Annotated in this window: 27 protein-coding genes and 1 pseudogene; 6 read left to right on the top strand and 22 right to left on the bottom strand. The window is 71.9% G+C overall.

From position 1 onward, the window contains the following. Positions 1–198 precede the first annotated feature (198 nt). The 3 genes from ACFWP3_RS25000 to ACFWP3_RS24990 all read right to left on the bottom strand — a co-directional run bounded on the left by ACFWP3_RS25000 (position 199) and on the right by ACFWP3_RS24990 (position 5,226). Positions 199–4,191 (bottom strand): AAA family ATPase, encoded by a 3,993-nt coding sequence (locus tag ACFWP3_RS25000; protein WP_384224972.1) that lies wholly within the window; start codon positions 4,189–4,191, stop codon positions 199–201. Positions 4,192–4,376: 185 nt separating this feature from the next. Beyond that, positions 4,377–4,595: a hypothetical protein gene (locus ACFWP3_RS24995; protein WP_069922122.1), complete on the bottom strand. Its 219-nt coding sequence runs from the start codon at positions 4,593–4,595 to the stop codon at positions 4,377–4,379. A 349-nt stretch (positions 4,596–4,944) separates the two neighbouring features. Beyond that, positions 4,945–5,226, bottom strand: coding sequence for an acylphosphatase (locus ACFWP3_RS24990; RefSeq protein ID WP_384224969.1), 282 nt, complete (start codon positions 5,224–5,226; stop codon positions 4,945–4,947). Positions 5,227–5,363: 137 nt separating this feature from the next. Here ACFWP3_RS24990 and ACFWP3_RS24985 point away from each other — a divergent pair, with 137 nt between their 5' ends. After that, positions 5,364–6,257, top strand: coding sequence for a CAP domain-containing protein (locus tag ACFWP3_RS24985; protein WP_384224966.1), 894 nt, complete (start codon positions 5,364–5,366; stop codon positions 6,255–6,257). Between the two features lie 59 nt (positions 6,258–6,316). On the opposite strand, the gene ACFWP3_RS24980 is transcribed toward ACFWP3_RS24985, so the two are convergent. Next, entirely contained in the window at positions 6,317–6,922 is a 606-nt protein-coding gene (locus ACFWP3_RS24980; RefSeq protein WP_384224964.1) for a flavodoxin family protein, read from the bottom strand. 136 nt (positions 6,923–7,058) lie between these two features. Between ACFWP3_RS24980 and ACFWP3_RS24975 the strand changes: the two genes are divergently transcribed. After that, positions 7,059–7,466, top strand: a complete 408-nt coding sequence (locus ACFWP3_RS24975) for a winged helix-turn-helix transcriptional regulator (protein WP_384224961.1) — start codon at positions 7,059–7,061, stop codon at positions 7,464–7,466. Here ACFWP3_RS24975 and mutM read toward each other — a convergent pair. The 9 genes from mutM to ACFWP3_RS24930 all read right to left on the bottom strand — a co-directional run bounded on the left by mutM (position 7,439) and on the right by ACFWP3_RS24930 (position 16,522). Further along, complete coding sequence (gene mutM / locus ACFWP3_RS24970; RefSeq protein ID WP_384224959.1) at positions 7,439–8,317, bottom strand: bifunctional DNA-formamidopyrimidine glycosylase/DNA-(apurinic or apyrimidinic site) lyase; 879 nt, start codon at positions 8,315–8,317, stop codon at positions 7,439–7,441. The genes ACFWP3_RS24975 and mutM overlap by 28 nt on opposite strands. Positions 8,318–8,484: 167 nt before the next feature. Next, on the bottom strand, positions 8,485–9,321 hold the full coding sequence (rnc, locus tag ACFWP3_RS24965; RefSeq protein ID WP_384224956.1) for a ribonuclease III: 837 nt from the start codon (positions 9,319–9,321) through the stop codon (positions 8,485–8,487). Positions 9,322–9,340: 19 nt separating this feature from the next. Beyond that, positions 9,341–9,514 (bottom strand): 50S ribosomal protein L32, encoded by a 174-nt coding sequence (gene rpmF, locus ACFWP3_RS24960; protein WP_003965982.1) that lies wholly within the window; start codon positions 9,512–9,514, stop codon positions 9,341–9,343. A gap of 2 nt (positions 9,515–9,516) precedes the next feature. Next, positions 9,517–10,227, bottom strand: coding sequence for a YceD family protein (locus ACFWP3_RS24955; protein ID WP_384224954.1), 711 nt, complete (start codon positions 10,225–10,227; stop codon positions 9,517–9,519). 69 nt (positions 10,228–10,296) lie between these two features. Continuing rightward, positions 10,297–11,397 carry a cell division initiation protein gene (locus tag ACFWP3_RS24950; RefSeq protein ID WP_384224952.1) on the bottom strand — a complete coding sequence of 367 codons (1,101 nt, stop codon included), beginning with the start codon at positions 11,395–11,397 and terminating at the stop codon, positions 10,297–10,299. 103 nt (positions 11,398–11,500) lie between these two features. Further along, positions 11,501–11,980 carry a pantetheine-phosphate adenylyltransferase gene (gene coaD / locus ACFWP3_RS24945; protein WP_384225028.1) on the bottom strand — a complete coding sequence of 160 codons (480 nt, stop codon included), beginning with the start codon at positions 11,978–11,980 and terminating at the stop codon, positions 11,501–11,503. 14 nt (positions 11,981–11,994) lie between these two features. Then, positions 11,995–12,573 carry a 16S rRNA (guanine(966)-N(2))-methyltransferase RsmD gene (rsmD, locus tag ACFWP3_RS24940; protein ID WP_384224950.1) on the bottom strand — a complete coding sequence of 193 codons (579 nt, stop codon included), beginning with the start codon at positions 12,571–12,573 and terminating at the stop codon, positions 11,995–11,997. A 44-nt stretch (positions 12,574–12,617) separates the two neighbouring features. Further along, complete coding sequence (recG, locus tag ACFWP3_RS24935; RefSeq protein WP_384224947.1) at positions 12,618–14,831, bottom strand: ATP-dependent DNA helicase RecG; 2,214 nt, start codon at positions 14,829–14,831, stop codon at positions 12,618–12,620. 26 nt (positions 14,832–14,857) lie between these two features. Continuing rightward, positions 14,858–16,522 (bottom strand): DAK2 domain-containing protein, encoded by a 1,665-nt coding sequence (locus ACFWP3_RS24930; RefSeq protein ID WP_384224945.1) that lies wholly within the window; start codon positions 16,520–16,522, stop codon positions 14,858–14,860. A gap of 242 nt (positions 16,523–16,764) precedes the next feature. On the opposite strand from ACFWP3_RS24930, the gene rpmB reads away from it, so the two are divergent. Then, entirely contained in the window at positions 16,765–16,950 is a 186-nt protein-coding gene (gene rpmB, locus ACFWP3_RS24925; protein ID WP_007266795.1) for a 50S ribosomal protein L28, read from the top strand. A 132-nt stretch (positions 16,951–17,082) separates the two neighbouring features. Here rpmB and thiD read toward each other — a convergent pair whose 3' ends face one another. Together thiD and ACFWP3_RS24915 are read right to left on the bottom strand one after the other, a co-directional pair. Next, positions 17,083–17,883, bottom strand: a complete 801-nt coding sequence (gene thiD / locus ACFWP3_RS24920) for a bifunctional hydroxymethylpyrimidine kinase/phosphomethylpyrimidine kinase (protein ID WP_384224942.1) — start codon at positions 17,881–17,883, stop codon at positions 17,083–17,085. Beyond that, complete coding sequence (locus ACFWP3_RS24915; RefSeq protein WP_384224939.1) at positions 17,880–18,863, bottom strand: thiamine-phosphate kinase; 984 nt, start codon at positions 18,861–18,863, stop codon at positions 17,880–17,882. The genes thiD and ACFWP3_RS24915 overlap by 4 nt, the downstream gene beginning before the upstream one ends. A 245-nt stretch (positions 18,864–19,108) precedes the next feature. Between ACFWP3_RS24915 and ACFWP3_RS24910 the strand changes: the two genes are divergently transcribed. Next, a complete protein-coding gene (locus ACFWP3_RS24910; RefSeq protein ID WP_030011290.1) occupies positions 19,109–19,342 on the top strand; it encodes an Lrp/AsnC family transcriptional regulator in 234 nt (77 codons plus the stop codon). 23 nt (positions 19,343–19,365) lie between these two features. Beyond that, positions 19,366–19,866: a DUF3515 family protein gene (locus ACFWP3_RS24905; RefSeq protein ID WP_384224936.1), complete on the top strand. Its 501-nt coding sequence runs from the start codon at positions 19,366–19,368 to the stop codon at positions 19,864–19,866. 103 nt (positions 19,867–19,969) lie between these two features. Here the strand turns inward: ACFWP3_RS24905 and ACFWP3_RS24900 are convergent, their stop codons facing one another. The 3 genes from ACFWP3_RS24900 to ACFWP3_RS24890 are packed head-to-tail and all read right to left on the bottom strand — an operon-like array spanning position 19,970 to position 22,926. Further along, a complete protein-coding gene (locus tag ACFWP3_RS24900; protein WP_384224933.1) occupies positions 19,970–21,127 on the bottom strand; it encodes a D-alanine--D-alanine ligase family protein in 1,158 nt (385 codons plus the stop codon). A gap of 39 nt (positions 21,128–21,166) precedes the next feature. After that, complete coding sequence (locus ACFWP3_RS24895) at positions 21,167–22,177, bottom strand: NAD(P)H-dependent glycerol-3-phosphate dehydrogenase (RefSeq protein ID WP_384224930.1); 1,011 nt, start codon at positions 22,175–22,177, stop codon at positions 21,167–21,169. Beyond that, positions 22,174–22,926 carry a lysophospholipid acyltransferase family protein gene (locus ACFWP3_RS24890; protein WP_384224927.1) on the bottom strand — a complete coding sequence of 251 codons (753 nt, stop codon included), beginning with the start codon at positions 22,924–22,926 and terminating at the stop codon, positions 22,174–22,176. The genes ACFWP3_RS24895 and ACFWP3_RS24890 overlap by 4 nt, the downstream gene beginning before the upstream one ends. A 212-nt stretch (positions 22,927–23,138) precedes the next feature. Here ACFWP3_RS24890 and cofC point away from each other — a divergent pair. After that, positions 23,139–23,792 (top strand): annotated as a pseudogene (cofC, locus tag ACFWP3_RS24885) (2-phospho-L-lactate guanylyltransferase); the annotation flags it as partial. Positions 23,793–24,062: 270 nt separating this feature from the next. On the opposite strand, the gene ACFWP3_RS24880 reads toward cofC, so the two are convergent. The 4 genes from ACFWP3_RS24880 to ACFWP3_RS24865 form a co-directional block, all read right to left on the bottom strand. Continuing rightward, positions 24,063–24,740, bottom strand: coding sequence for an HU family DNA-binding protein (locus ACFWP3_RS24880; protein WP_384224924.1), 678 nt, complete (start codon positions 24,738–24,740; stop codon positions 24,063–24,065). Positions 24,741–24,885: 145 nt separating this feature from the next. Next, positions 24,886–25,113, bottom strand: coding sequence for a hypothetical protein (locus ACFWP3_RS24875; protein WP_384224921.1), 228 nt, complete (start codon positions 25,111–25,113; stop codon positions 24,886–24,888). A gap of 137 nt (positions 25,114–25,250) precedes the next feature. Next, complete coding sequence (gene leuD, locus ACFWP3_RS24870; RefSeq protein ID WP_384224918.1) at positions 25,251–25,844, bottom strand: 3-isopropylmalate dehydratase small subunit; 594 nt, start codon at positions 25,842–25,844, stop codon at positions 25,251–25,253. Between the two features lie 5 nt (positions 25,845–25,849). Continuing rightward, positions 25,850–26,498 (bottom strand): aconitase family protein (locus ACFWP3_RS24865; RefSeq protein WP_384224915.1); only part of this gene is annotated, 649 nt, incomplete at its 5' end.

Below are 26,498 nucleotides of genomic sequence, written 5' to 3'. Positions count from 1 at the left end.
TGTGTGTCTATGCGCGTGTTCCTCTAGTGGCGCACAGCATGCGGCTCACCACCACCTGAACGTGGACACGGCACAGCAGAGCTTATGACTTCACTTTGTGAAGTCAATACCTCGTGAAAAATGCATCAAGCGGGGATGACTGACAGGTGGAAGCCGATCGAGTGTTCACTTTGTGAAGTGAACCTGGTCCAAAGGAGGTCAGCGCAGCCGCTGACTGATGACCTTGGAGACTCCGTCGCCCTGCATCGAGACGCCGTAGAGGGCGTCCGCGACCTCCATCGTCCGCTTCTGATGGGTGATCACGATCAGCTGGGAGCTCTCCTGGAGCTCCTCCATAATCCGGATCAGCCGCTGCAGGTTGGTGTCGTCGAGCGCCGCCTCGACCTCGTCCATCACATAGAACGGGCTGGGCCGCGCCTTGAAGATGGACACCAGCAGGGCCACGGCGGTCAGCGAGCGCTCACCGCCCGAGAGCAGCGACAGCCGCTTGACCTTCTTGCCCGGCGGGCGGGCCTCGACGTCGACGCCGGTGGTCAGCATGTTGTCGGGGTCGGTGAGGATCAGCCGGCCCTCGCCGCCCGGGAACAGCCGCGAGAAGACCCCCTCGAACTCCCGGGCCGTGTCCCGGTACGCCTCGGTGAAGACCTGTTCGACGCGCTCGTCGACCTCCTTCACCACTTGAAGGAGGTCGGCGCGGGTCTTGCGCAGGTCCTCCAGCTGCTCGCTGAGGAACTGGTGGCGCTCCTCCAGCGCCGCGAACTCCTCCAGCGCGAGCGGGTTGACCTTGCCGAGCTGCTGGTAGGCGCGCTCGGCCGCCCTCAGCCGCTTCTCCTGCCGGTCGCGGACGAAGCGGCCGGGAAGGTTCCGGGGATGCTCCGGGTCCTCGGGCAGCGTCTCGCCCTCGGCGGGCGGCGACGGCGGGACGGGCTGGTCGGGGCCGTACTCGGCGACCAGGCCGGCCGCCTCCATGCCGAACTCCTCCAGCGCCTTGGCCTCCACGGCCTCGATGCGCAGCCGCTTCTCGGCGCCGAGCACCTCGCCGCGGTGCACCGAGTCGGTGAGCTTGTCGAGTTCGCCCTTCAGGTCCCGGCCGCCGTTCCTGGCCTCGGCGAGCTCCCGCTCGCGCAGGCCCCTGGCGTGCTCGGCCCCGGCACGCTCCCCGTCGGCGCGGCCCAGCGAGACCTCGACGTGCGCGAGCAGCTGGCGGGCGCCGTCCGCGACGGCCCGGGCGACCTCCGCCTCGTGCCGCAGGCGGGCCCGGCGGCGCTCGGCGCGGGTGCGGGCCTCCCGTTCGGCGCGGGCCGCCCGGTCGAGTGAATCCGCTCTTCCGGCCAGCCCCTTGACCCGCTCCTCGTGGGTCCTGAGCTGGAGCCGGGCCTCCATCTCGGTCTGCCGGGCGTTGGCCCCGTCGGCGGCCAGCCGGTCCCGCCGGGAGGTGTCCGGCTCCTCCTCCGCGGGCATCTCCTCGGCCGTCGCGAGCTGCTCGGCGCACTCCTCCACGTCCAGCAGCGCCTGCTCCAGGGCGTCCTGGGCCTTGGCCGCCGCGGTGGCGCTGCGCTCGGCCTCGCCCGCGGCGCCCTTCGCCTGGCCGGCGAGGCGGCCGAGCTGCTGCGCGACCCCGGCCCGGGCGCGCTCCCCGGCCCGGCGGCTCTCGGCGAGCTCCTCGACCAGGGCCGCCGCGTCCTGCCGCCGTGCCTGCGCGGCCGCCTGGGCCCCGGTCAGCTCCCGGCACTGCGCGTCGAGCCGGTCCAGCTCGCCGGCCGCCTCGTCCACCGCGGCCTGCACCTCGATCAGGCTGGGCGCCCCGGCGGAGCCGCCGTGCGCGAGGTGCGCCCCGAGTACGTCGCCCTCGACGGTCACCGCCACCGCGTCGGGCCGCTCCGCGACGAGGGCCTCGGCCTCGTCGAGCGTCCCGACCACGAAGTGGTCCCGCAACACCCATGCGACGGCCCGCAGCGCCTCGGCGTCCCCACCGACCAGCTCCGCCACGGCCACACCGCCGACCACACCGATGCCGACGGCTCCGCCCACGGATCCGCCACCGCCGGCCGCATCACCGTCCGCCCCCGCCTCCACGGACCCGTGCGTCCCGGCTCCGACCAGCCCCCGATCCCGTGAGAGCGCGGGGTGAGGAAGCACTCCCCCACCCTCACCACCCTCACCGGAAACCCACCCGCTCACCCCCGCATCCACGGCCCCACCGGCCCCAGAACCCTGCCCCGGGAGGGAAGCCAGATCGGAGGCCGAACCCCCGCCCGGCAGAGCCCCCGATCCGGAGGCCGGGGCCTGGCCCGGCAGAGCCCCCGATCCGGAGGCCGGGGCCTGGCCCGGCAGAGCCCCCGATCCGGAGGCCGGGGCCTGGCCCGGGAGGGAAGCCAGGTCCGAGGCCGGGGCCTGGCCCGGCAAGGCCGCCGGCCCGGAGGCCGGACCCCGGCCCGCCAAGGCCCCCGGGGTGGAGGGCTGGGGTGGGAAGGGGGTGGGTGGGGTGATCAGGAGGGTGGCGCGGCCTGCGTCCGTGGTGCGGAGGTGGCGGATCGCCTCGGCCGCGGAGGCCGGGGAGGCCACCGCCAGCGCGTCCGCCGCCGAGCCCAGCGCAGCGGCCACCGCGACCTCGTACCCCGGGGTCACCGAGAGCCGCTCCGCCGCCGGGCCCAGCAGCCCGGCCAGCCGTTCCCGCGCCGCGAGCAGCGCACCCGTACCGTCCTTGCGCCGCAGGCCCAGCGCCAGTGCGTCCCGCCGCGCCGACACCGCCGCCCGCGAGCGCTCGGCCGCCGTCACCGCGTCCCGGGCCGCCGCCAGCGCGGCCTCCGCCTCGGCCAGCGCGGCCCGCGCGGCCTCGTACTCGTCCTCCGCCGACGCGTCGTCGAGGCCGCCGACCTCCTCCGCCAGGGCCTCGTACTCCTCCTGCGCGGCCACCGCCCGCACCTCGGCCTCGTCGCGCGCCGCGACGAGCCGGTCGATCTCGGCCTGCGCGGCACCGGCCCGGGAGCGGGCGGCGCCGAGCCGGCCCGTCAGCCGCGCCAGTGCCTCGCGCCGGTCCGCGATGGCCCGCGCCGCGTCCCGCAGCCGCCGTTCCTCCTCGGCCAGCTCCCGCTCCAGCTCCGTCCGGTGCGCCGCCGTGTCCTCCAGCGCGTACGAGGCGGCCTCCAGAGCCGCCGTCAGTTCCGCCTCCTGCTCGCGGATCCGCGCGGCCTCCTTCTCCATGTCCTCCGGATCGCGCCCCCGCCGCTCCTCCTCCACCGGGGCCGTCGCGCTCTTGACCCGCGCGTCCGCGAGCGACGCGGTCCCGCGGACCCGCTCGGCGAGCTGCGAGAGCTCGTACCAGGTCTGCTGCGCCCGCTGGAGCCGCGGCGTGAGCTCCCGCACCGCCTCCTCCAGCTCCGCCTCGCGCCGCAGCGCCTCCGCGAGCCGGGCCTCGGCGGCCTCCTTGCGCTCCTTCAGCGCCGCCTCGTCCGCGATCTCCGCGTCGAGCGCGCGCCGCAGCGTGACCAGGTCGTCGGCGAGCAGCCGCAGCCGCGCGTCGCGCAGGTCCGCCTGGATGACGGCCGCCCGCCGGGCCACCGCGGCCTGCCGGCCGAGGGGCTTCAGCTGGCGGCGCAGTTCGTCGTTGAGGTCCTGCACGCGGGCGAGGTTGGCCTGCATCGCGTCCAGCTTCCGCAGCGCCTTCTCCTTGCGCTTGCGGTGCTTCAGTACGCCGGCCGCCTCCTCGATGAAGGCGCGGCGTCCCATGGGGTCGGCGTGCAGGACGGAGTCGAGCTGGCCCTGTCCGACGATGACGTGCATCTCGCGGCCGATGCCGGAGTCGGAGAGCAGTTCCTGGATGTCGAGCAACCGACAGGTGTCACCGTTGATCTGGTACTCGCTGCTGCCGCCGCGGAACATGATGCGGGTGATGGTGACTTCGGCGTAGTCGATGGGCAGGGCGCCGTCGGAGTTGTCGATCGTCAGCGAGACCTCGGCGCGGCCGAGCGGCGGGCGCCCCGTGGTCCCGGCGAAGATGACGTCTTCCATCTTCCCGCCGCGCAGGGATTTGGCCCCTTGTTCGCCCATGACCCAGGACAGCGCGTCCACGACGTTGGACTTGCCGGAGCCGTTCGGACCCACGACACAGGTGATGCCGGGTTCGAAGCGCAGGGTGGTCGCGGAAGCAAAGGATTTGAAGCCGCGCAGGGTCAGGGACTTGAGGTGCACGCCGCCGGACTCTACCTTTCGCGTTCGGTTTCACCCATGAAGGTGCAGGGCACTACCGACGTTAAAGGAACCGGGTCCCCGCCCGGCCTCAGGCCGTGGGGCGCGGCGTCGAAAGAAAGAAGGGACGCCGGAGCGTCCCTTGCAGATCATGCGGGGCTGGTGTCGAGCGACGATGTGAGCGCGGATCAGGTGAGCGCAGGCTCCGCCTGGGGTACGTCGATCTCGATGCTGTCGAGCAGCGAGTCTCCGTCGTGCTGAGCGGCGGCCGCGTTCAGCGCGTCATTTTCGGACTGAATCCGTACGAGCTCGGACTCGAGGTCCTGGACGCGCTGCTGAAGCCGTCGCATCTCGGCGAGGAGTCGCGGGTCGGAACCGCCGACGTAACCGAGAAGCGCCTTTGCCATGATGGATGGTCCTCCACACTGAGTGACCGACCGAAGCGGTGTGGGTCGTGAGGGAATCGCACCCGCGGATGTCCGGCAGCGACTGTCAGTCACTGCGCTTACTACTGCCAACACTGCCAAACAGCTCAGGTGCGCGGGGCTTCCAGCGTCTCACCAAAAAGTTTGACGGTCAACACGATCACGCCCCGTATCGGCGGGCGGCCCGGGCCCCGCAAGGGGCGTGGAGATCATCCTCATCTCCGAGCCTTCCACGGATCGTCCGCCTCGGCAACGTGTCCGCGGAGAATGCGCAGATCCGACCGTGTGCGGACGGACTCAGGGTGTGATCAGTACATGATCAGCCGAAAGCTCAGCGGATCGCGAAGCCGTCGTAGCCACCGCGCGGTGTGCCCCAGATCTCTGTCACCCCGTCCACCCGGCCGGGCGTGTCGCCCGAGCACAGCCAGTCGAGCAGCCGGTGGCAATTCTCACGTTGACCTTCGGCCACCACCTGCACTCGCCCGTCGTCGAGATTGAGCGCGAAGCCGACGACCCCGCCGATCTCCAGAGCGTTCTCCCTGGTGAACCAGCGGAAGCCCACTCCCTGCACACGGCCGCGCACCCAGGCGATCAGGCGGACATCTTCATTCATGCGTGAACGCTAACCGGGCAAACACTTTCGGGGCACATCGCCCCCTTGTCCCATGGCGTACAGTCGCGCACCAATGAACTCACCCGTTTGGGTGAGTAAAGGACGATCTTGGTCTGGTAAGGAAAGGCACGACGCCGATGGGACGCCACGGACTCCACGCCGCACCGCGCCGCGGCGGCAAGCGCGGCACCGCCCTGCGCACCGGCCTGCTGGGCGTTTCGGTGGCCGTGGCCCTCGGTACGGCGGCCGTCACGACGGGCATGGTGCCGGTCGGCGGGTCCTTCCCTTATGTGGGTGTCTCCGGTTCGGGGTCCGGCGGTTCGACCGAGACCCGTGCGCAGGCCTCGCCGAGCCCGGGCGGCAGCTCCGTGGACCAGCAGGGGGGCCTCGCCAACCTGTCCGGCCGCGTCCCGACCGGCTCCGCGTCGACGAGCCCGCCGGCTTCCCCGTCCGCCTCGCCCTCCGCCTCCGCCTCGCCGAGCCCGTCCGCCTCGGCCTCCACGTCGCCCCCGGCTTCCGCCTCGGCCCCGGCTCCGGCGCGGCCGAGCAGCCCGCCGTCCGCCGCGCCGTCGACCAAGGCCCCGGCGAAGCCCGCCCCCGTGCCTCCGAAGCCTTCGACCGAGGCCCCGGCCACCCGGCCGCCCCTCGACGGGCACTCCGCCGAGGAGGCCGCCGTGGTCACCCTGGTGAACCAGGAGCGTGCGCAGGCCGGGTGCGGCCCCGTCCGGGCGAACCCGCCGCTCGCCGGCCTGGCCCGGGCGTTCAGCAAGGACATGGCCACCCGCGGCTTCTTCAGCCACACCGACCCCGACGACAACAGCCCGTGGGACCGCGCCGCCAAGGCCGGGATCTCGGGCCTGGGCGGCGAGAACATCGCCCGCGGCCAGGGCGACGCCGAGGCCGTGATGAAGGCCTGGATGAACAGCCCGGGCCACAAGGCGAACATCCTCAACTGCGAGTTCCGCACCCTGGGCGTCGGCGCCCACTTCGCCGCCGGCGGCCCCTGGTGGACCCAGGACTTCGGCTTCTAGGCACATCGCCCGCCGGTCGGTCGGACCTACCCCTCGGACCCCGAGGGGCCGCGGGCGGCTCAGACCGCGGCCAGCGCCGCGCGGCCCGCGACGACGACGCGGGTGTGCTCCGCGACGCGCCGGCCCAGGTGCTCGGCGGTCGCGATGTCGGCCTTGTGGACCGCGTCCGCACCCTCGTCGGAGTTGGTCTGGGCGGCGGCGCCGGCGAAGACGCCGAGGCGGTTGAGGTCGTTCTCCGAGGCGGTGCTCGCGTTCCAGCCCGGCTTCAGGCCCAGGTTGACCCAGGTCATGCCGTGCTGCGCGGCCAGGATCTGGAAGAACTGCAGGGTGTGCAGCTTGTCGCCGCTCTTGGAGGCCGAGTTGGTGAAGCCGGCCGCCACCTTGTCCTGCCACGCGTCGCCGAACCAGCGCTTGGACGTGGCCTCGGCGAAGACGTGGAAGGCGCCGGAGGCGGTGCCCATGTAGGTCGGGGAGCCGAACACGATCGCGTCGGAGGCGTCGAGCAGCGCCCACTGCGCGTCGTCGATCTCGTCGACCTTGATGAAGTGGACGGTCGCGCCCGCCTCGGCGGCGCCGTTGCGGACCGCCTCGGCGATGACGGCGGTGTGGCCGTATCCGGAGTGGTAGGCGATCGAGACGACGGGGGTGTGCGTGGTACCGGACAAGACGATCTCTCCTCGAACGTCCCCGCGGTCCGTGGAAACGGCGCGGCGGGGGAAGACTGCGACGAGAGAAAGAGAACCACTAACTTTTCGAAAGCGCAACCCATGGGTTAGCGCTGTGCGGAGGTACGCTCTACCCATGGACACACCATCCGGCCATGCCGAGGCCGCCGATCCCGAACTCCCGTTCGATGTCTTCGCGCGCGCGTGCCCGTCCCGGGAGACCCTGGAGCACGTCACCGGCCGCTGGGGCAGCCTCACCGTGGGCGCGCTGCGCGAGGGCCCGTGCCGCTTCAATGAGCTGCGGCGCCGGGTGGACGGCGTGAGCGAGAAGATGCTGTCCCAGACCCTGCACGCGCTCGAGCGCGACGGCCTCGTCCACCGCGAGGCGCAGCCGACGAACCCGCCGCGCGTCGACTACGAACTGACGCCGCTCGGCGTCGAGGTGGCGGACCGCCTGCTCTCCCTCATCCACTTCCTGGAGGGGAGCATGCCGGAGGTACTGGTGGCCCGGCGGTCCTACGACGGGACGCGCGGCGCCCGCTGACAGCGCGGGCAGAAGTAGCTCGACCTGTTCATCCACGGCCGGCGGCGCATCGGGGTGCCGCAGCGCCGGCAGGGCTCGTCCTCGCGCCCGTAGGCGTCGAGCGAGCGGTCGAAGTAGCCCGACTCGCCGTTCACGTTGACGTAGAGGCTGTCGAAGCTGGTGCCGCCGACCGCGAGGGCCGCGTTCATGACGTCCCGGACGTGGCCCAGGAGTTCCGTGCTCCGGGGGCGCGTGAGGGTGGCCGTGGGGCGCTCGTAGTGCAGCTTGGCGCGCCACAGCGCCTCGTCCGCGTAGATGTTCCCGACCCCGCTGATCAGCGACTGGTCCAGCAGCGCCCGCTTCACGGTGGTCCGCCGGCCGCGCAGTGCCAGGTGGTAGGCGCCCTCGTCGAACAGCGGGTCCAGGGGGTCGCGCGCGATGTGCGCGATGACGTCGGGCAGCCCGTCCGTGCTGTCGGCGGCGACCTCGTGCAGCGAGAGCCCGCCGAAGGTCCGCTGGTCGACGAAGCGCAGCTCGGTAGCGGAGCCGCTGCCGGAGTCGGTGAACCGCACCCGGATCCGCAGGTGCTTCTCGTCGGGGGCGTCCACGGGCTGCACGAGCAGCTGTCCGCTCATCCCCAGGTGCCCCAGGACCGACAGGTCCCGCCCGGCCAGCGGCAGCCACAGGTACTTCCCGCGCCGCTGCGGCACCCCGATGGTCTCCCCGCGCAGGCGCGCCGCGAAGTCGGCCCCGCCGCCCGGGTGGCGCCGTACGGCCCGCGGGTGCAGGACCTCGACGGCCTCGACGGTCCGCCCGGCCACCCAGCGCTCGAGACCCCGCCGCACGACTTCGACCTCGGGCAGCTCGGGCACGGTCTCTCCTCGGTGGCGGTGCGGTTCCTGGCGCTGCGGCCGAGCCTACCGGCCCCGCCGCGGGCGTCCGGAAACGGGACCGCACAAGCGACGGGATACGGAAACGGGACCGCCCCCGCCGCCTGCCGGGGCAGGTGACGGGGGCGGGGGAAACCCCGAAGGAAGGGTCAGGCGCTCGGCGCCGGGTCGGCGGACGTCGGCGTCCCGCCCTCCTCGGCCGGAGCACCGGCTTCGGCGTCCGCGGCGGCCACGGCCGCGGCCGCGTTCCGCTCGTCCGCCGCGGTACGGATACCGCGCCAGGCGGATTCCGCCGCCTGCTGTTCCGCTTCCTTCTTGCTGCGGCCGGTGCCGGTGCCGTACGAGACACCACCGACGCGGGCGGCAGCAGTGAAGGTCTTCTCGTGGTCCGGTCCGGTCTCCGTGACCAGGTATTCCGGTACGCCAAGACCTTCGGCCGCCGTGAGCTCCTGGAGACTGGTCTTCCAGTCCAGGCCGGCTCCGAGGTTCGAGGACTTCTCGATGAGCGGGTCGAAGAGCCGGTGAACCAGCTCCGAGGCCGCGTCGAGGCCCTGGTCGAGGTAGACCGCGCCGATCACCGCTTCAAGGGTGTCGGCGAGGATGGAGGCCTTGTCCCGGCCACCCGTGCCCTCTTCGCCCCGGCCGAGCCGGATGAAGGAGCCGAGTTCGAGGCCGCGCCCGACCTCCGCCAGTGCACGCGAGTTGACCACCGCGGCCCGAAGCTTGGCCAGCTGGCCTTCGGGGAGATCCGGGTGGGTCGTGTACAGCGTGTCCGTGACCACCAGGCCGAGCACGGAGTCCCCGAGGAACTCCAGCCGCTCGTTGGTGGGCAGACCGCCGTTCTCGTATGCGTACGAGCGGTGGGTCAGTGCACGCACCAGAAGGGCGGACTCGAGTCGATACCCGAGCCGCCCTTCCAGAAGCTTGTGGGACGAGGCCGCGTTGCTACTGTCTGCCTGCTTCTCAGCGTTGGACAGCTCAGACATTGCGCCTCTCACCAGCCGCTCAGACCTCGAGGACCTGGCGCTTGTTGTAGGTGCCGCAGCTCGGGCACGCAATGTGCTGGAGCTTCGGCTCCTGGCAACGCTCGCACGAAACCAGGGTGGGGACCGCAGCCTTCCACTGCGACCGGCGGTGGCGCGTGTTGCTGCGCGACATCTTCCGCTTCGGAACAGCCACGGCTACTTCTCCTGCTTCTCGGCGGCGCCCTGAACTCCGTCAGAGGCAGTGCCGCTCATGTTGTCCTTCTCGTCGTCCTGATCGGTCACGACGAGTCCTTGCAATGCCGCCCAACGGATGTCGACGGCGTCATGGTGGTGGTCCGGGTCATCGTTCAGGCTGAGCCCGCAATCGGGGCACAGTCCGAGACAGTCCTCCCGGCACACCGGCTGCAGCGGCAGTGCGAGCACCACCACGTCGCGCAGCACGGGTTCGAGGTCGAACAAGCCGTCCTCGAGGAAGAGCGTGTCCTCGTCGTCCTCGGCGTCGTCGGCCGGCTCCGCCTTGGAGCGGCTCCGGTCGTCGGCGTCAGGGTACGAGAACATCTCCTGGAAGTCCGCCTTGAGCTCGCGCTCGACGGACTCCAGACACCTTACGCACTCCCCGGTCGCCGATGCACGGACGGTGCCTGTGACAAGCACCCCTTCCATGACCGACTCGAGGCGGAGCTTGAGCTTCAGCGGGGCGCCTTCCGGCACTCCGATGACTCCGGCGAGACCGAGGTCCCCCGGTGCCGCGATCTCACGGGACAGCCGCTGCATGGCACCAGGACGCCGACCCAGCTCGTGCGTGTCGAACACGAGGGGGTTGCGGTGGTCGAGGCGGGTATTCAGGGCCGTTCCTGCTTTCACAGATCGCTGAAGATCAAAGTTCCGCCCGCACGTGGGCAGCATGGATCGCGGTGCATACGCGCGACCGAAGAGCCAGGATACCCGGCACGGCGCCCTGCGCCCAATCCGGACCTAGCGCCCCTGCTCGTACTGGCGCAGCTGATCCAGGTTGATCATGCTCGTGTCGAAGAAACTCGTCTCGTCGAGCGAGGGCTGCTGCGGCTGGGGCTGCTGGTACGCGGCGTACGGGTCGGGCTGCCGCGCATCGTAGTGCGCGGCGTAAGCCGCTCCGGTGGAGCCGGTGCTCGCACCGGAGTACGGGTCGGGCTGCTGCGCGTCGTAGTGCCCGGCGTACGGCGCCGCGGCGGATCCGGCGCCCGTACCGGCGTAGGGGTCCTGGTGGCCCTGGTAGGCGTAGCCGTCCTGGTGCTGGGGCTGCTGCTGGTAGCCGTACGTGTCGTACACCGGCTCGGGCTGCGCCGGGATCGGCACGTGCACCGGCTGGGGCTCGGCCAGGCCCGCGAGGAAGTCGGCGTCGCTCGCCGAGCGGGACTGCTGCACGCCCGCCGCGTCCTGGGCGGCCACGTGCGCGCCGAGCTCGTCGGTGGGCACCCGGCCCAGCAGCTTCTGCCGGCCCCGGCCGACGGCCTCCAGGGTCTTGGAGAGCACCGCCTCGAAGGTCGCCAGCTTGGTGTCGACGTACGCGTCCGCCTGCTGCCGCTGCGTCTCGGGGTCGTGGCTGCGCTCGGGCGCCTCCTCGTCCGGGTAGCCGTGCTCGTCCAGGCCCGGGCCGCGGCCGAGCAGCTTCTCGCGGCCGCGGTCCACCGACCCGATGGTCTTGGTGAGCACGACCTCGAAGTTCGCGAGCTTGCTGTCGACGTAGTCGTCGGCCTCGGCGCGGATCTCCTCGGCCTCCCGGCGGGCCTCCTCCAGGATCCGGTCCGCCTCGGACTGGGAGCGCCGCGCGATCTCGGTGTCGGAGATCAGCGAACCACGCTGGTTGTGGGCCGACTCGATGATCCGCTCCGCCTCCCGGCGGGCCTCCTCGACCAGCTGCTCCCGGCCGCCGATGAGCTCCTGGGCCTGCGCGAGCGAGCCGGGGAGCGCCTGGCGGACCTCTTCGAGCTGGGCGAGCAGCTCGGCCCGGTTGATCACGCAGGAGGCCGACATGGGCATGGAGCGGGCGCCGCCGACGGCCGCGACGATCTCGTCGAGCTTCTTCTGCACGTCCATGGGGGCTCGCACTCTCTCGGCCTCGGGCGGTTCCCGAGTCGGACGGCACGACTGTAAGGCCAGCGGGCTGCCGCCCGACACTGCCTGACGGGCCGTCAGGGGGTCAGCGGTTTCCCAGCCGCTCCATCAGCGCCGTGTGCACGTGCGCCGGAAGCAGGTGGGCGACGTCGCCGCCCCACGCCGCGACCTCCTTGACCAGCGAGGACGACAGGAAGCTGTAGGTGGGGTTGGTCGGCACGAAGAGCGTCTCGACGCCCGACAGCCCCATGTTCATCTGGGCCATCTGGAGCTCGTAGTCGAAGTCGCTGACGGCGCGCAGGCCCTTGACGATGGCCGGGATGTCGCGCTGCTTGCAGAAGTCGACGAGCAGCCCGTGGAAGGACTCGACCTCGATGTTCCCGTAGTCGGCGGTCGCCTCGCGGATCAGCTCGATCCGCTCCTCGACGGTGAACAGGCCCTGCTTCGACTGGTTGATCATCACGGCGACGTGCACGACGTCGTACAGCCTGGAGGCACGTCCGATGATGTCGAGGTGTCCGTTGGTGATGGGGTCGAAGGATCCCGGACAGACGGCGCGGCGCAACTGAACTCCCTCGTTCATGAGTCTTCGCTGGTGAAGGCGGCGCGACCGTACCAAAGGGTGCCCTCGCCGTACTTCCGGGACCGGAGCGGCTCGAAGCCCTCGGGCCACGGGAAGGCGCCGCTCCTCGTGCTGCGTTCCACGGTGACGAGCGCGTCCTCCGTGAGCCAGCCATTGGACCGGAGTGTGAGCAGGATCTCCCCAAGATCGTCGTGGCCGACGGCGTACGGGGGGTCCAGGAAGACGATGTCGTACGGCTCCCCGCCCGCCTTCGCCGCGACGACCTGCTCGGCCCTGCCCGACCGGAACTCGGCGCCGGGCAGGCCCACGGCCTTGATGTTGTCCCGGATGGACTTGGCGGCCTTGGGGTCGGTCTCGACCAGCAGGGCGTGGCCCGCGCCGCGCGAGAGGGCCTCCAGGCCGACGGCGCCGGAGCCCGCGTAGAGGTCGAGCACCCGGGCCGCCGCGACGCCGTGCAGCGACTCCCACGTGGAGAAGAGGCCTTCGCGCATCCGGTCGGAGGTCGGCCGGGTGCCGGTGCCCGGGGGCACGGCCAGCCGTCGCCCGCCGGCGCTGCCGGCGATCACGCGGGTCATCGATAGGGTCCTTCGGTCATCGGACGGAGTGGGCCCCCCTATTGTCAGCCCTTCTCGAGGTACTGCTCCCGCTCGGTGTCCAGCAAGGCGTCCAGCGCGGTCCGCAGGCCCGGCAGCCGCTCCAGCTCGGGGTCCTGCGCGACGACGCGGGTGGCCTCCTCCCGGGCCTGGGCGATGACCTCCTCGTCCTCGATGACGGCCAGCATCCGCAGGCTGGAGCGGACGCCCGACTGGGCCTGGCCCAGCACGTCGCCCTCGCGGCGCTGCTCCAGGTCGATGCGGGAGAGCTCGAAGCCGTCGAGGGTCGCGGCGACGGCGGCCAGCCGGGCCCGGGCGGGGCTCGCCTCGTGCATCTCGCTGACCAGCAGGCACAGGCCGGGCGCGGAGCCGCGGCCGACGCGGCCGCGGAGCTGGTGGAGCTGGGAGACGCCGAACCGGTCCGCGTCCATGATCACCATGACGGTGGAGTTCGGCACGTTCACCCCGACCTCGATGACCGTCGTGGCGACCAGCACCTTGACCTCGCCGGCGGCGAAGCGGCGCATCACGTCGTCCTTGTCGGCCGGGTCCATCCGCCCGTGCAGCACCTCGACGCTCAGGCCGGCCAGCGGGCCGCGGCCGAGCTGCTCGGCGATGTCGAGGACGGCGAGCGGCGGCCGCCTCTCGGCGTCGTCCTGCGCGGCGGCCGCGGCGGCCTTCGCCGAGGCCTTCTTCTTCGGCTCCTCCTCGTCGCCGATGCGCGGGCAGACCACATACGCCTGGTGGCCCTTCTCCACCTCCTCGCGGACCCGCTCCCAGGCCCGGGCGAGGAAGTGCGGCTTGTCCTTGGCGGGCACCACGTGGGTGGCGATCGGCGAGCGCCCGGCGGGCAGCTGGTCGAGGACGGAGGTCTCCAGGTCGCCGAAGACGGTCATGGCCACGGTGCGCGGGATCGGGGTCGCGGTCATGACCAGCAGGTGCGGGGGCTGCTTGCCCTTCGACCGGAGCGCGTCGCGCTGCTCCACGCCGAAGCGGTGCTGTTCGTCGACGACCACCAGGCCCAGGTCGTGGAACTGCACCTTGTCCTCGATGAGCGCGTGGGTGCCGATCACGATGCCGGCCTCGCCGGTGACCAGGTCGAGCAGGGCCTGCCGGCGCGCCGGCACCCCCATGGACCCGGTGAGCAGCACCACCTTGGTGCCCTGGTCGGCTCCGCCGAGCATGCCCCCCTCCGCGAGCTCGCCCATCATCTCGGTGACGGAGCGGTGGTGCTGCTGGGCGAGCACCTCGGTGGGCGCGAGCATCGCGGCCTGCCCGCCACTGTCCACGACGGCGAGCATGGCCCTCAGAGCCACCATCGTTTTTCCCGAACCGACCTCGCCCTGGAGGAGGCGGTGCATGGGGTGGCTGGTGGCAAGGTCGTCGAAGATCTCCTTGGAGACGCTCTGCTGGCCCTCGGTGAGCGTGAAGGGGAGCTTGGCGTCGAAGGAGTCGAGGAGGCCGCCGGGGACGGGGCGGCGGGGCACGGCCGGCAGCTGGGAGTCGGCGTGGCGGCGGCGGGCCAGGGCGACCTGGAGGACGAAGGCCTCGTCCCACTTGAGGCGCTGGCGTGCGTCGTCGATGTCGGCCTTGGTCTCCGGCCGGTGGATCTTCAGCAGGGCCTCGGTGAGGGGGGCCAGGCCGCGGCCCTCGCGTAGCGCGGGCGGCAGCGGGTCCACGGCCTCCCGGGCGGCGGGCAGGACCGCGTCCACGCATTTGGCGATCTTCCAGGACTCCAGCTTCGCGCAGGCCGGGTAGATCGGGATGAGCTGGTTGGCGAAGGCGGTGGCCGCGTCCCGGTCGGAGGCGTCCGCGCCGAGCGGTTCGTAGGCGGGGTGCGCCAGCTGGAGCTTGTGGTTGAACTTCGAGACCTTGCCCGCGAACATCGCGCGGGTGCCGGGCAGCAGGTCCTTGTGCGGCTTGTGCACGCCGGCGCCGAAGAAGACCAGCTGGAGCCGGCCGTTGCCGTCGGTGATGGTGACTTCCAGGCGTTTGCCGCGGCCGCCGTTGAAGGTCAGGATCCGGGCGTCGGCCACCTGGGCGACGACGGTCACGTGCTCGTCGATCTGGTCGGCGAGCTCGGCCAGCGAGGTCAGCTCGCCGCGCTCGGCGTACCGCCGCGGGTAGTGGTGGAGCAGGTCCAGGGCCGTGTGCAGGCCGAGCTGCTCGGCCAGCACCTTGGCGGTGGCGGGGCCGAGCGTCTTCTTGAGGTCTTCGTCGAGCGCGGGCACGTGTTCCATTGCACACCATGCCGCCGACAAGCCCGCTATTCCACCCCGATGAGGAGCGGCGCCGAGTACCGCCCGCCCCGGTAGGTGACGGTGTCCACGGCCAGGTGCCCGTGCTGGACGTACGCCTCCAGGTGCCCGGCGAGGGTGTCCGGCACCTCGGGTCCCAGGACGAGGGTGACGAGTTCGCCGCCGGAGCCCAGCATCCGCTCCAGGACGGCCACGGCGGTCTCGGCCAGGCTCGCCCCGATGACGGCGACGTCGCCGTCGATGAGGCCGAGCACGTCGCCGGCCTGGCAGATGCCGGCCGAGGTGAAGGACTGCCGTTCGGCGACGGCGAGTTCCCCGTACCGGGTGGCGCCGGCCGCGGCGGTCATGGCGACTACGTCCTCGTCGAAGCTGCCCTCGGGGTCGTGCACGGCGAGGGCTGCCAGGCCCTGGACCGCGGACCGGGTGGGGACGACCGCCACGCGCACGCCGTCGGCGCGGGCCCGTTCGGCCGCGGCGGCCGCGACCGCGCGCAGTTCGGCGCCGCCCGGCAGCAGGACCACCTCGCGGGCGTGCGCGCGGTGGATGGCGTCGACCAGGTCGGCGACGGCCGGGGCCTCGCCGGGGCGCACCAGCACGGTGGTCGCGCCGGCCTCCCCGCACAGGCCGGCCAGCCCCTCGCCGGGGACGACGGCGACCACAGCCCGCTGGGCGCGGGCTCCCCGGGCCCGGCGCCGCTCGTCGCCGAAGTGCGTGATGCGTATCCGGTAGGGCCGCCCGGCGACGACCCCGGCCTCCACGGCCGCACCCGGGTCGTCGACGTGGACGTGGACGTTCCACAGCCCTTCGCCGCCGACCACGACCAGCGAGTCGCCGAGTCCGTCGAGCCGTGCGCGCAGCTCCCCGACCGCCTCCTCGGTGGCCTCCAGCAGGTAGACCACCTCGTACGCCGGCCCCTCGTCCTCCTGCGCGCAGGGCTCCGCGTCCCGCGGGACGGGCACGGCCCGGCCGCGCACCGGTTCGGGGGCCGGCTCCTGGCCGGAGAGCGCCTGCCACAGGGCCCCGAGTACGGCGACCAGCCCGCAGCCCCCGGCGTCGACGACCCCGGCCCGGCCCAGCGCGGCCAGCTGCCCCGGGGTCTCGGCCAGGGCGGCGCGGGCCCCGTCGTAGGCGGCGCGGGCCACGTCGGCGGCGGTCGCGGCCGCGCTCCCGGCCGCCTCGCCGGCCCGCGCGGCCGCCGCGGCGACGGTGAGCATGGTGCCCTCCACCGGGTGCGCGACCGCTCCGTACGCCTCCTCGGCGGCCCGGGTCAGCGCCTGGGCCAGCAGCCGGCCGGGCTCGCGCTCGCCGGGCTCGTCGCCGAGCACGTCGGCCACGCCCCGCAGCAGCTGCGCCAGGATCGTCCCGGAGTTCCCGCGGGCGCCGACGAGCGCCCCGTACGCGTAGGCCCGCACGGCCTGGGCCAGGGAGGTCCGCGGCGTGGCGTCGGTCACGCCCGGGGCGCCCTCGGCGGCCTTCCCGAAGACCTCGTCGAGGGCGCGGCCGGCCGATTCGGCGGTGAGGTAGAGGTTGGTCCCGGTGTCCGCGTCGGCCACCGGGTAGACGTTGATCGCGTCGATGTCCTCGCGGGCCCGGCCCAGTGCGGCCAGGGCGAGCGAGCTCCAGGTGCGCACCGCTTCGGCGTCGAGGCTCTGCGGCTGCGGCTCGTGCGGCACCGGGCGTTCCTCCTTGTGCGGGCCAGGGTTCACCGCAGGGTAACCAAGGACTGCCCGGGCGTCCGGACCGCGGGGCGGGGGCAGCGGCGGTCATGGTAGTTTTCTTGGACGGACGCAGTCGTTGTATGCTGCTCCGGTTGCCCGATGAGAGTCGGGCCATTCCCCCCGGCAAGCCACTTCAGACCTCTGATTCCGGTGCGCCGGGTTCACTGTAATTGCATCTGAAGTCTTTGGAGTGACCTGTGGCTGCCAACTGCGACGTTTGCGCCAAGGGGCCGAGCTTCGGCAACAACATCTCCCACTCGCACCGCCGCACCTCGCGTCGCTGGAACCCGAACATCCAGCGCGTCCGTGCCGTGGTCAATGGGACGCCGAAGCGCCTCAACGCCTGCACCTCGTGCATCAAGGCCGGCAAGGTCTCGCGCTGACGCCTCCCGTCGTAGCGCAGCCCTTCCGGTTGCCAGGAAGACCGGTTCACCTCTGGTGAACCGGTCTTTTGCCTTTCCCGGACCCTGTGGCGGGGCCGGGCGGTAGGGCCTGGCGGTAGGCCGGCAGCGGCCTCAGCGCCACTGCCAGGCGTGGTCCACCGGGCCGATGCCGCCGCCGAGCGCGAAGCCCGCGGCGATGGCGCCCGTGACGTACTCCTTGGCGGCCGTGACCGCCTCCGGGACGGCCAGGCCCTTGGCCAGGCCCGCCGCGACCGCGCTGGCGAGGGTGCAGCCCGTGCCGTGGGTGTGCCGGTTGTCGTGCCGGGGAGCGCGCAGCCACCGCTCCTCGGTCCCGTCGGTCAGCAGGTCCACGGCCTCGTCCCCGTGCGCCGCCAGGTGTCCGCCCTTGATCAGCGCCCAGCGCGGCCCGTAGCCGAGGATCGCGTCGGCGGCCCGCCGCATGCCGTCCTCGCTCTCCACCACCAGGCCCGTGAGCTGCGCCACCTCGTCGAGGTTGGGCGTGGCCACGGTGGCCCGCGGGAGCAGCTCCTTGCGCACGGCGTCCAGGGCCGAGGCGGCGAGCAGCGCGTCGCCGTGCTTGGAGACCCCGACGGGGTCCACGACGGCCGGGGCGGGGGTGTCGGCGAGCAGGGCGGCCACCGTCTCCACGAGCACGGCGGAGGAGAGCATGCCGGTCTTCACGGCCTGGACGCCGATGTCGTCCACGACGGCCCGGTACTGGGCCGTGACGGCCTCGGCGGGCAGCTCCCAGGCTCCCCGGACCCCGAGCGAGTTCTGCGCGGTCACCGCGGTCACCACGCTCATGCCGTGCACGCCGAGCGCGAGCATCGTCTTGAGGTCGGCCTGGATGCCGGCGCCGCCGCCGGAGTCGGATCCGGCGACGGTCAGGCACAGCGGCGGGGCGGTGCTCACAGGGCGCTGTCCTCGGTGGCCGGGTCGGCGCCGAAGTGGTCCCAGCCGCCGGTGCTGGTCCAGGGCGCGCCGTCCACGGTGACCTGGGGCAGCGCGGAGCGGTTCAGCACCTCGCCGATGACCTTCCAGCGGGCCGGGAGCTTCACGTCGGGCGGGAAGGTGGCCACGATGGCGTGGTCCTCTCCCCCGGTGAGCACCCACTGGAGGGGGTCCACGCCGACGGCCTGGCCGATGTCGTGCATCTGCGTCGGGATGTCCACGGCCGCCGAGCGCAGGTCGATCCGTACCTTGCTGGCCTCGGCGATGTGCCCGAGGTCGGCGATCAGCCCGTCGCTGACGTCGGTCATGGCGGTGGCGCCGAGCCCGGCGGCCGCGGGGCCCGCGTGGTACGGCGGCTCCGGGCGCCGGTGCGCCTCGACGAAGGCCCGCGGGGAGCGGAAGCCGCGCGAGAGGACGGCGAATCCGGCGGCGGACCAGCCGAGCCAGCCCGTGACGGCCACGACGTCGCCGGGCTGGGCGCCGGAGCGCAGCACAGGCTCGTGGTTGCGCAGGTCGCCGAGGGCGGTGATGGCGACGGTGATGGTGTCGCCGCGTACGACGTCCCCGCCGACCACGGCCGCGCCGGCGACCTGGCACTCGTCGCGGATGCCGTCCATCAGCTCGGTGGGCCAGGTGACCGGGAGTTCGGCCGGTACGACGAGGCCGAGGAGCAGCGCGGTCGGCACCGCTCCCATGGCGGCGATGTCGGCGAGGTTCTGCGCGGCGGCCTTGCGCCCGACGTCGTAGGCGGTGGACCAGTCGCGCCGGAAGTGCCTGCCTTCCAGCAGGATGTCGGTGCTCGCCACGACCCGCCGGTCCGGCGCCGACACCACCGCGGCGTCGTCGCCCGGTCCGAGGCGGACCGCCGGGGTGGTGGTGAGCCGTGAGGTGAGCTCACGAATGAGCCCGAACTCCCCCAGCTCGCCCACAGTGCCCTTCATCGCTGTGCCCCTTCTTGCCCAGTCCGCTTGCGGTCGCGAGCCCTCACAGCTCTGGGTACCGTCAACAGATACGTCAACTTCAGCTCTCCGTACGCCCCGCTGTGCGTGGCGCCGGGCTCGCGGGTCTCCCCGTGGCGCGCGGCGACGCGGTACCGTGGCGTCCCTTCTTCCCCCGGCCCTTTCGATCGTGTGGGGCCCACCCGAAGGTTAGGGGAAATGATCCTCGTGGCCGCCCTGGAGGTTCCGTGGTACAGGCGTACATCCTTATCCAGACCGAGGTGGGCAAGGCGTCGTTCGTCGCCGAGTCCATCGGCCAGATCCCGGGGGTGATCCAGGCCGAGGACGTGACGGGTCCGTACGACGTGATCGTGCGCGCCCAGGCCGACACCGTGGACGACCTCGGCCGCATGGTCGTGGCCAAGGTCCAGCAGGTGGAGGGGATCACCCGCACCCTGACCTGCCCGGTGGTCCATCTGTAGCCCCCGTCTACTCTTGGCCGGTGATGACCCTCCACCGCCGGCCCCTCCGTGTCCGCATTGTGTCGGCCCTGCCCGCCGTGCCGGCCCTCCTGGCCGTCGCGGCGTGCTCCGCGGGCGATGCCGAGGCCCGGGTCGACCCGCCGCCCACGCCGCCGGCCAAAGTCGCGGGGTTCTGTGCAGCGCTGCACGAGGAGCTCCCCGAGACGGTGGCCGGCCTGGCGCGGACCGGTACCGAACCGCGGTCCGCGCTGACCGCCGCGTGGGGCGGCTCGGCGATCGTACTGCGGTGCGGTATCCCCAAGCCCCCCTTGATGGCCGATGAGAAGCAGGAGGGCGTCCACGTGAACGGCGTCGCCTGGCTGCTGGAGAAGCTCGACGACGGGGGTTTCCGGTTCACCACCGGGATGCGGGAGGCCTACACGGAGGTGGTGGTCGACAAGGAGCATGCCACGGACGCGGGAATGCTCGTCGGACTGTCCACGGCCGTGGCCGCGACCGTGCCCGTGGGGATCTCCTCCTACTGAGGCCGGCGCCCCGCACACCGGCCGCCCTCATCACACCGACCGCCCGCCCGCCGGCCCCGTGAGGGCCTGCGGGCGGGCGGTCGGCTTTTCGGAGCCCGGGCGGCTAGCGCAGCCCGGTGGAGCGGCGCAGGGCGGCCTGGATCAGCAGGTCGACGAGTTCCCGGTACTCGATGCCCGACTCCTGCCACATCCGCGGATACATGGAGATCGGCGTGAAGCCCGGCATCGTGTTGATCTCGTTGATGACGAAGGTGCCGTCCTCGGTGAGGAAGAAGTCGGCGCGCACCAGGCCCTCGCAGGACGCGGCCTCGAAGGCCTCGATCGCGAGCCGCTGCACCTCGGCGGTCTGCTCCACGGTCAGCGGGGCGGGCACGATCCCGGAGGCGGAGTCGATGTACTTCGCCTCGAAGTCGTAGAAGTCGTGGCTGGAGACCGGCGGGATCTCGGCGGGCGCGCTCGCGCGCGGGCCGTCCTCGAACTCCAGCACCCCGCACTCGATCTCGCGGCCGCGCAGCAGCGCCTCCACGATGATCTTCGGGTCGTGGTGCTGGGCCTCGCGGATCGCGGCGTCCAGGCCGTCGGCGTCGTCGACCTTGGTGATGCCGATGGAGGATCCGGCCCGGGCGGGCTTGATGAACAGCGGCCAGCCGTGCTCGGCGGCGAAGTCCAGGATGCGGCCGCGGGCGGCGTCGCGGTCGGCGGTCCACTCCCGGGGGCGGATGGTCACGTACGGGCCGACGCGCAGCCCGAAGGAGGTGAACACCCGCTTCATGTAGTCCTTGTCCTGGCCGACGGCCGAGGCGAGGACGCCCGAGCCGACGTACGGGACCCCGGACAGCTCCAGGAGGCCCTGGAGGGTGCCGTCCTCGCCGTACGGGCCGTGCAGGACGGGGAAGACGACGTCGACCTCGCCCAGGGCCTTGGGGACGGCGCCGGGCTCGGTGTAGACGACCTCGCGGCTGGCGGGGTCGACCGAGAGCACGACGGCTCCGTCCTCGGAGTCGGCGAGGTCCGCGACGCTCGGCAGCTTGCGGTCGGCGATGGCCATCCGCGACGGCTCGTCGGCGGTCAGCGCCCACCGGCCGTCCGTGGTGATGCCGATCGGCAGCACCTCGTACTTGGAGCGGTCGATGGAGCGCAGCACCGCGCCCGCCGTGACGACCGAGATGGCGTGTTCCGAGCTGCGGCCGCCGAACACGACGGCCACGCGGGGCTTGCGGCCCTGCTGCTCAGGGGTCTGGGGGAGGTTCTCGCTGCTCATATCGCCACGAGGGTACCCGCTCGGACGTCCGGAACGGAGTCAGCGCCGTTCCGGTTTGGCGCTGCGTCCCATCAGTTCCTTGAGGGCGACCAGGGTCGGCTTGCCGTGGTGGACGATGTCGACGACCGTCTCGGTGATCGGCATGTCGATGCCGTACCGGTGGGCCAGATCGGCCACGGACTGGCAGGACTTGACTCCCTCGGCGGTCTGTTTGGTGACCGCGATGGTCTCCTCCAGGGTCATCCCGCGGCCGAGGTTGGTGCCGAAGGTGTGGTTCCGGGAGAGCGGCGAGGAGCAGGTGGCGACGAGGTCGCCGAGGCCGGCGAGGCCGGAGAAGGTGAGCGGGTCGGCGCCCATCGCCAGGCCCAGACGGGTCGTTTCGGCGAGGCCGCGGGTGATGAGCGAGCCCTTGGTGTTGTCGCCCAGGCCCATGCCGTCCGCGATGCCGACGGCGAGGCCGATGACGTTCTTGACGGCGCCGCCGAGCTCGCAGCCGACGACGTCGGTGTTGGTGTACGGGCGGAAGTACGGGGTGTGGCAGGCGGCCTGGAGGCGCTGGGCGACGGCCTCGTCCACGCAGGCGACCACGGAGGCGGCGGGCTGCCGGGCGGCGATCTCGCGGGCCAGGTTGGGGCCGGTGACCACGGCTACGCGCTCGGCGGGGACCTTGCCCACCTCTTCGATGACCTCGCTCATCCGCTTGGCGGTGCCGAGTTCGATGCCCTTCATCAGGGAGACGAGCACGGTGTCGGGGGCGAGCAGCGGGGCCCATTCGGCCAGGTTGCCGCGCAGCGTCTGGGAGGGGACGGCGAGGACGGTGAAGTCGGCGCCGCGGGCGGCCTCGGCCGGGTCGGTGGTGGCCCGGAGGTTCTCGGGGAGTTCGATCCCCGGCAGGTAGTCCGGGTTGGACCGGCCGCTGTTGATGGCGTCGGCCAGCTCCCGGCGGCGGCCCCAGAGGGTCACCTCGCAGCCGGCGTCGGCGAGCACCATGCCGAAGGCCGTGCCCCAGGAGCCTGTTCCGTAGACGGCCGCCTTCACGGGACGTGTCACTTCTTGCCCTCCCCCGCGGCCTTGCGCCGCTGTTCCGCCCTGGCCTTGCGATGGTCGTACGGCTGCTCGGGCGCGGCCTCGCCGCGCACGTCCTCGAGCAGCGCGGTGATGGCCGCCATGATGACCTCGGTGGCCTCCTTGAGCACGTCCGGGGTGGGTTCCCGGTCGTAGAAGGCGGAGAGGTCGACGGGCGGTCCGGCGAGTACCTGGAGGGTCTTGCGCGGGAAGAGCCGGACCTTGTTCTCCCGGGCGTAGGGCGGCATCGCGAGGTTCGCGCCCCACTGGGCCACCGGGATGACGGGCGCCTTGGTGATCAGGGCGACCCGGGCGGCGCCGGTCTTGCCGGCCATCGGCCACATGTCGGGATCGCGGGTGAGGGTGCCTTCCGGGTAAAAGGCCACGCATTCGCCGCGCTCGATGGCGTCCACGGCCGCCCGGAATGCGTCCAGGGCGTTGGTGCTCTCCCGGTAGACCGGGATCTGCCCCGATCCGCGCAGGATGGCGCCGACAATCGGGACCTTGAAGAGGGCCGCCTTGGCGAGCAATCGGGGTACCCGGCCGGTGTTGTACTGGAAGTGCGCGTAGGAGAGCGGGTCCAGATACGAGTTGTGATTGACGGCGGTGATAAAGCCGCCCTCGGCCGGAATGTGCTCCATTCCCCGCCAGTCCCGCTTGAAGAGCACTACCAGCGGCGGTTTTGCGATGACCGCCGCCAGGCGGTACCAGAAGCCGATTCTGCGGCGGGACACTCGGACACCTTCCTCTTTGACCGGTGCGGGTACCTCCCAGCGGTGGCTGGGGGAGCTTGGGCACTCGTCGGCCGGACAAGTGTCGCCCCAGGCCCGGTCTCTGTCGAGAACACCGTACGCCCCGCTCGCGCGACGAGAGTCCCGGGTTGCCCGACGGAGGCGACAATGGGCCGGTACATGACCCGGCCATGACCTGACCATGGGCGGAACATGTGCCGCAGCGCACCGGAGGGAAGGGGTCGGTCACGAACGCCGTCTGGAGCCTGGTCGTCCCGTTGAAGCCTCTGGCGACGGCCAAGAGCCGTCTCGCGGCCGCGGTGGGCGCCTCCCGTCCGGGGCTGGCCCTCGCCTTCGCCCAGGACACCGTGGCGGGGGCGCTGGCCTGCGCGGCGGTCGCGGATGTGGTGGTCGTCACGGACGACCCGACCGCCTCGGGGGAACTGTCCCGGCTGGGGGCGCGGATCGTCGCGGACAGCCCGGGGGCCGGGCTCAACGCGGCCCTGGCCCACGGGGTGCGGGCGATACGGGCGGGCCGGCCGGGGGCGGCGGTGGCCGCGATGAACGCCGATCTGCCCGCCCTGCGGCCGCCCGAATTGCTACGCGTGCTCGAAAAGGCCGCGGTATTTCCCCGGGCATTTCTGGCGGATGCGGCCGGAATCGGGACGACCTTGCTTTCCGCTGCTCCGGACGTGGAATTGGCACCCGCGTTCGGTGGGCGCTCGCGGGCCCGGCATTCGGCTTCGGGGGCGGTGGAAATCGCCCTGTCGGGCGTGGACAGCGTGCGCCGGGACGTGGACACGGCGGAGGACCTGCGGACGGCGCTCGCCCTCGGTGTGGGGCCCCACACCGCCCGATACAGTGCCGGTATGCAGGCGACCGCGTACACGTACGACTCCCAGACCCGCAGCGGCAGTGTGCTGCTGGACGACGGCACCCCGGTGCCCTTCGGGGCCCCGGCCTTCGACGCGGGCGGCCTGCGGCTGCTGCGGCCCGGGCAGCGGGTGCGGATCGAGACGGACGGCGAGGGCGCGGCGCTGCGGATCACCCTGGTCACGCTGCAGACCTTCTGAGAGAACGCACCGCGGGCCGGTTTCCCCACCGTGGGGAAACCGGCCCGGCGTGTGTGACCCGCGCGCCTACTTCTTGCGGGCGGTGGTCTTCTTCGCGGTGGCCTTGCGCGTCGCCGTCTTCTTGGCGGGCGCCTTCGTCGCCGCCGTGGCCTTCTTGGCGGCCGGCGCGGTCTTCTTCGCGGTGGCGGTGGTCTTCTTCGCCGCCGTCGTGGCCTTCTTCGCGGCCGTGGTCTTCTTCGCGGTGGCCGTGGCCTTCTTGGCCGTGGCGGTGCCCTTCACCGCGGCCTTCTTGGCCGTGGCGGTGGTCTTCTTGGCCGTGACCTTCTTTGCGACCGTGGTCTTTGCCGCCGCCTTCTTGGCGGTGGTGGCCTTCTTCGCGGCGGCCTTCTTGACCGTCGCGGAGGCACCGCCGGTGAGGCTGCCCTTGGGCGCCTTCTTCACCGAGACCTCGCCGCCCTTGGGCAGCTTCTTGGTGCCGCTGACCAGGTCCTTGAACCCCTGGCCCGCACGGAAGCGGGGCACCGAGGTCTTCTTGACCCGGACGCGCTCTCCGGTCTGCGGGTTGCGGGCGTAACGGGCCGGACGGTCGACCTTCTCGAACGAGCCGAAGCCCGTGACCGAGACCCGGTCGCCCGCGACGGTAGCGCGGACGATCGCGTCCAGTACCGCGTCGACAGCGTCCGCGGCCTGCTGGCGGCCGCCCAGCTTGTCGGCAATCGCTTCTACGAGCTGCGCCTTGTTCAACGTCTTCCCCTTCGGAGACTTCGCCAGAACGAATGTGTTCAAGCTTATTTCGCACGTTAGGCGGATATATACCGCAAATCAAACACGAAACGGGCTAATCACCCTAGTGCCGCAACGCTGGAGGACGTTACGGAGTTCCTTCGCATCAGTCGCCTTCAGGGAATCGACCCTCGTCAAGGTCCTTCATCAACCTGTCCAGGCGCCTTGCCGCATCGGCGAGATCGTGCTTCGCCGCGGCCGTGACGACCAACAGCTTCCGGGACAGCGCCATCCTTACGCCCTCCGGGACTTGCAGTGAGCGCACCCGTGTGTGTGCTTCTTTCAGCCGGTCCGCGACACGGTCGTAGAGCTCAAGTTGACTGTCGCGTTCCATGCACAGATTGTGCCATCTGGGGCGAGTTGTCGCCTCACGGGGCCTCAACACACAGCTGTGCCCCCCACCGGACGGTGGGGGGCACAGTGTTGTGGACGCGATCACCCGAGGGTGAATAAGCCCTGATCAGGCCGGAATCAGGCCTGAATCGTGCGCGGCTTGTGGGCCGGGCGGCCGCTTTCGTACGAAGCGATGTCGGCTTCGTTCTGAAGGGTGAGGGAGATGTCGTCGAGGCCTTCGAGGAGGCGCCAGCGGGCGTTGTCGTCGAGTTCGAACTGGGCGGTGATGCCTTCGGCTCGGACCTGGCGGTCGACGAGGTCGACGGTGATTTCGGCGGTGGGGTCGGCTTCGGTGAGCTGCCACAGCCGTTCGACGGTGTCCTGGGGCAGGACGACGGTCAGCAGGCCGTTCTTGAGGGAGTTCCCGCGGAAGATGTCGGCGAAGCGGGAGGAGATGACGGTTTTGAAGCCGAAGTTCTGCAGGGCCCAGACGGCGTGTTCGCGCGAGGAGCCGGTGCCGAAGTCGGGGCCGGCGACCAGCACGGTCGCACCGGCGCGTTCGGGGCGGTTGGTGACGAACTCGGGGTCCTTGCGCCAGGCCTCGAACAGGCCGTCCTCGAACCCGTCACGGGTGATCTTCTTCAGCCAGTGCGCGGGGATGATCTGGTCGGTGTCGACGTTGCTGCGGCGCAGCGGGACGGCCCGGCCGGTGTGGGTGGTGAAGGCTTCCATGGTGTTCAGACTCCGGCGGTGGCGTCGGCGGCGGACAGGTCGGCGGGGGAGGCCAGGTGGCCCAGTACCGCGGTGGCGGCGGCGACCTGGGGGGAGACCAGGTGGGTGCGTCCGCCCTTGCCCTGGCGGCCCTCGAAGTTGCGGTTGGAGGTGGACGCGGAGCGTTCACCGGGCGCGAGTTGGTCGGGGTTCATGCCCAGGCACATCGAGCAGCCCGCGTGCCGCCATTCGGCGCCGGCGTCCTTGAAGACCTGGTCCAGGCCCTCTTCCACGGCCTGCAGGGCGACACGGACCGAGCCGGGGACGACCAGCATCCGTACCCCGTCGGCGACTTTGCGGCCCTCGACGATCGCGGCGACCGCGCGCAGGTCCTCGATACGGCCGTTGGTGCACGAACCTACGAAGACGGTGTCCACGGTGATGTCGCGCAGCGGCTGCCCGGCGGTCAACCCCATGTACTCCAGGGCCTTTTCCGCGGCGTGCCGCTCCGAAGCGTCCTCGTACGAAGCCGGGTCGGGGACATGCGAGGACAGCGGTGCGCCCTGGCCCGGGTTGGTGCCCCAGGTCACGAACGGCGACAGCGCCGTGCCGTCGATGACGACCTCCGCGTCGAAGACCGCGTCGTCGTCGGTGCGCAGGGTCTTCCAGTAGGAG

The organism is Streptomyces sp. NPDC058525 (assembly GCF_042719495.1).
In the GTDB taxonomy this organism is placed as follows: domain Bacteria; phylum Actinomycetota; class Actinomycetes; order Streptomycetales; family Streptomycetaceae; genus Streptomyces.
Note: the sequence above shows the minus strand (reverse complement) of the source record. Positions and strands in the feature narration are given on the sequence as shown.

Coding starts and splice junctions, on each gene's coding strand:
- ACFWP3_RS24875 (WP_384224921.1), bottom strand. CDS start 25,113: ATGGAACGCGACAGTCAACTTGAGCTCTACGACCGTGTCGCGGACCGG.
- ACFWP3_RS24915 (WP_384224939.1), bottom strand. CDS start 18,863: ATGAAGGGCACTGTGGGCGAGCTGGGGGAGTTCGGGCTCATTCGTGAG.
- rsmD (WP_384224950.1), bottom strand. CDS start 12,573: ATGACCCGCGTGATCGCCGGCAGCGCCGGCGGGCGACGGCTGGCCGTG.
- rnc (WP_384224956.1), bottom strand. CDS start 9,321: ATGTCTGAGCTGTCCAACGCTGAGAAGCAGGCAGACAGTAGCAACGCG.
- recG (WP_384224947.1), bottom strand. CDS start 14,831: ATGGAACACGTGCCCGCGCTCGACGAAGACCTCAAGAAGACGCTCGGC.
- ACFWP3_RS24900 (WP_384224933.1), bottom strand. CDS start 21,127: ATGAGCAGCGAGAACCTCCCCCAGACCCCTGAGCAGCAGGGCCGCAAG.
- ACFWP3_RS24905 (WP_384224936.1), top strand. CDS start 19,366: ATGACCCTCCACCGCCGGCCCCTCCGTGTCCGCATTGTGTCGGCCCTG.
- ACFWP3_RS24975 (WP_384224961.1), top strand. CDS start 7,059: ATGGACACACCATCCGGCCATGCCGAGGCCGCCGATCCCGAACTCCCG.
- ACFWP3_RS24955 (WP_384224954.1), bottom strand. CDS start 10,227: ATGCTGCCCACGTGCGGGCGGAACTTTGATCTTCAGCGATCTGTGAAA.
- ACFWP3_RS24990 (WP_384224969.1), bottom strand. CDS start 5,226: ATGAATGAAGATGTCCGCCTGATCGCCTGGGTGCGCGGCCGTGTGCAG.
- ACFWP3_RS24950 (WP_384224952.1), bottom strand. CDS start 11,397: ATGGACGTGCAGAAGAAGCTCGACGAGATCGTCGCGGCCGTCGGCGGC.
- leuD (WP_384224918.1), bottom strand. CDS start 25,844: ATGGAAGCCTTCACCACCCACACCGGCCGGGCCGTCCCGCTGCGCCGC.
- ACFWP3_RS24985 (WP_384224966.1), top strand. CDS start 5,364: ATGGGACGCCACGGACTCCACGCCGCACCGCGCCGCGGCGGCAAGCGC.
- ACFWP3_RS24995 (WP_069922122.1), bottom strand. CDS start 4,595: ATGGCAAAGGCGCTTCTCGGTTACGTCGGCGGTTCCGACCCGCGACTC.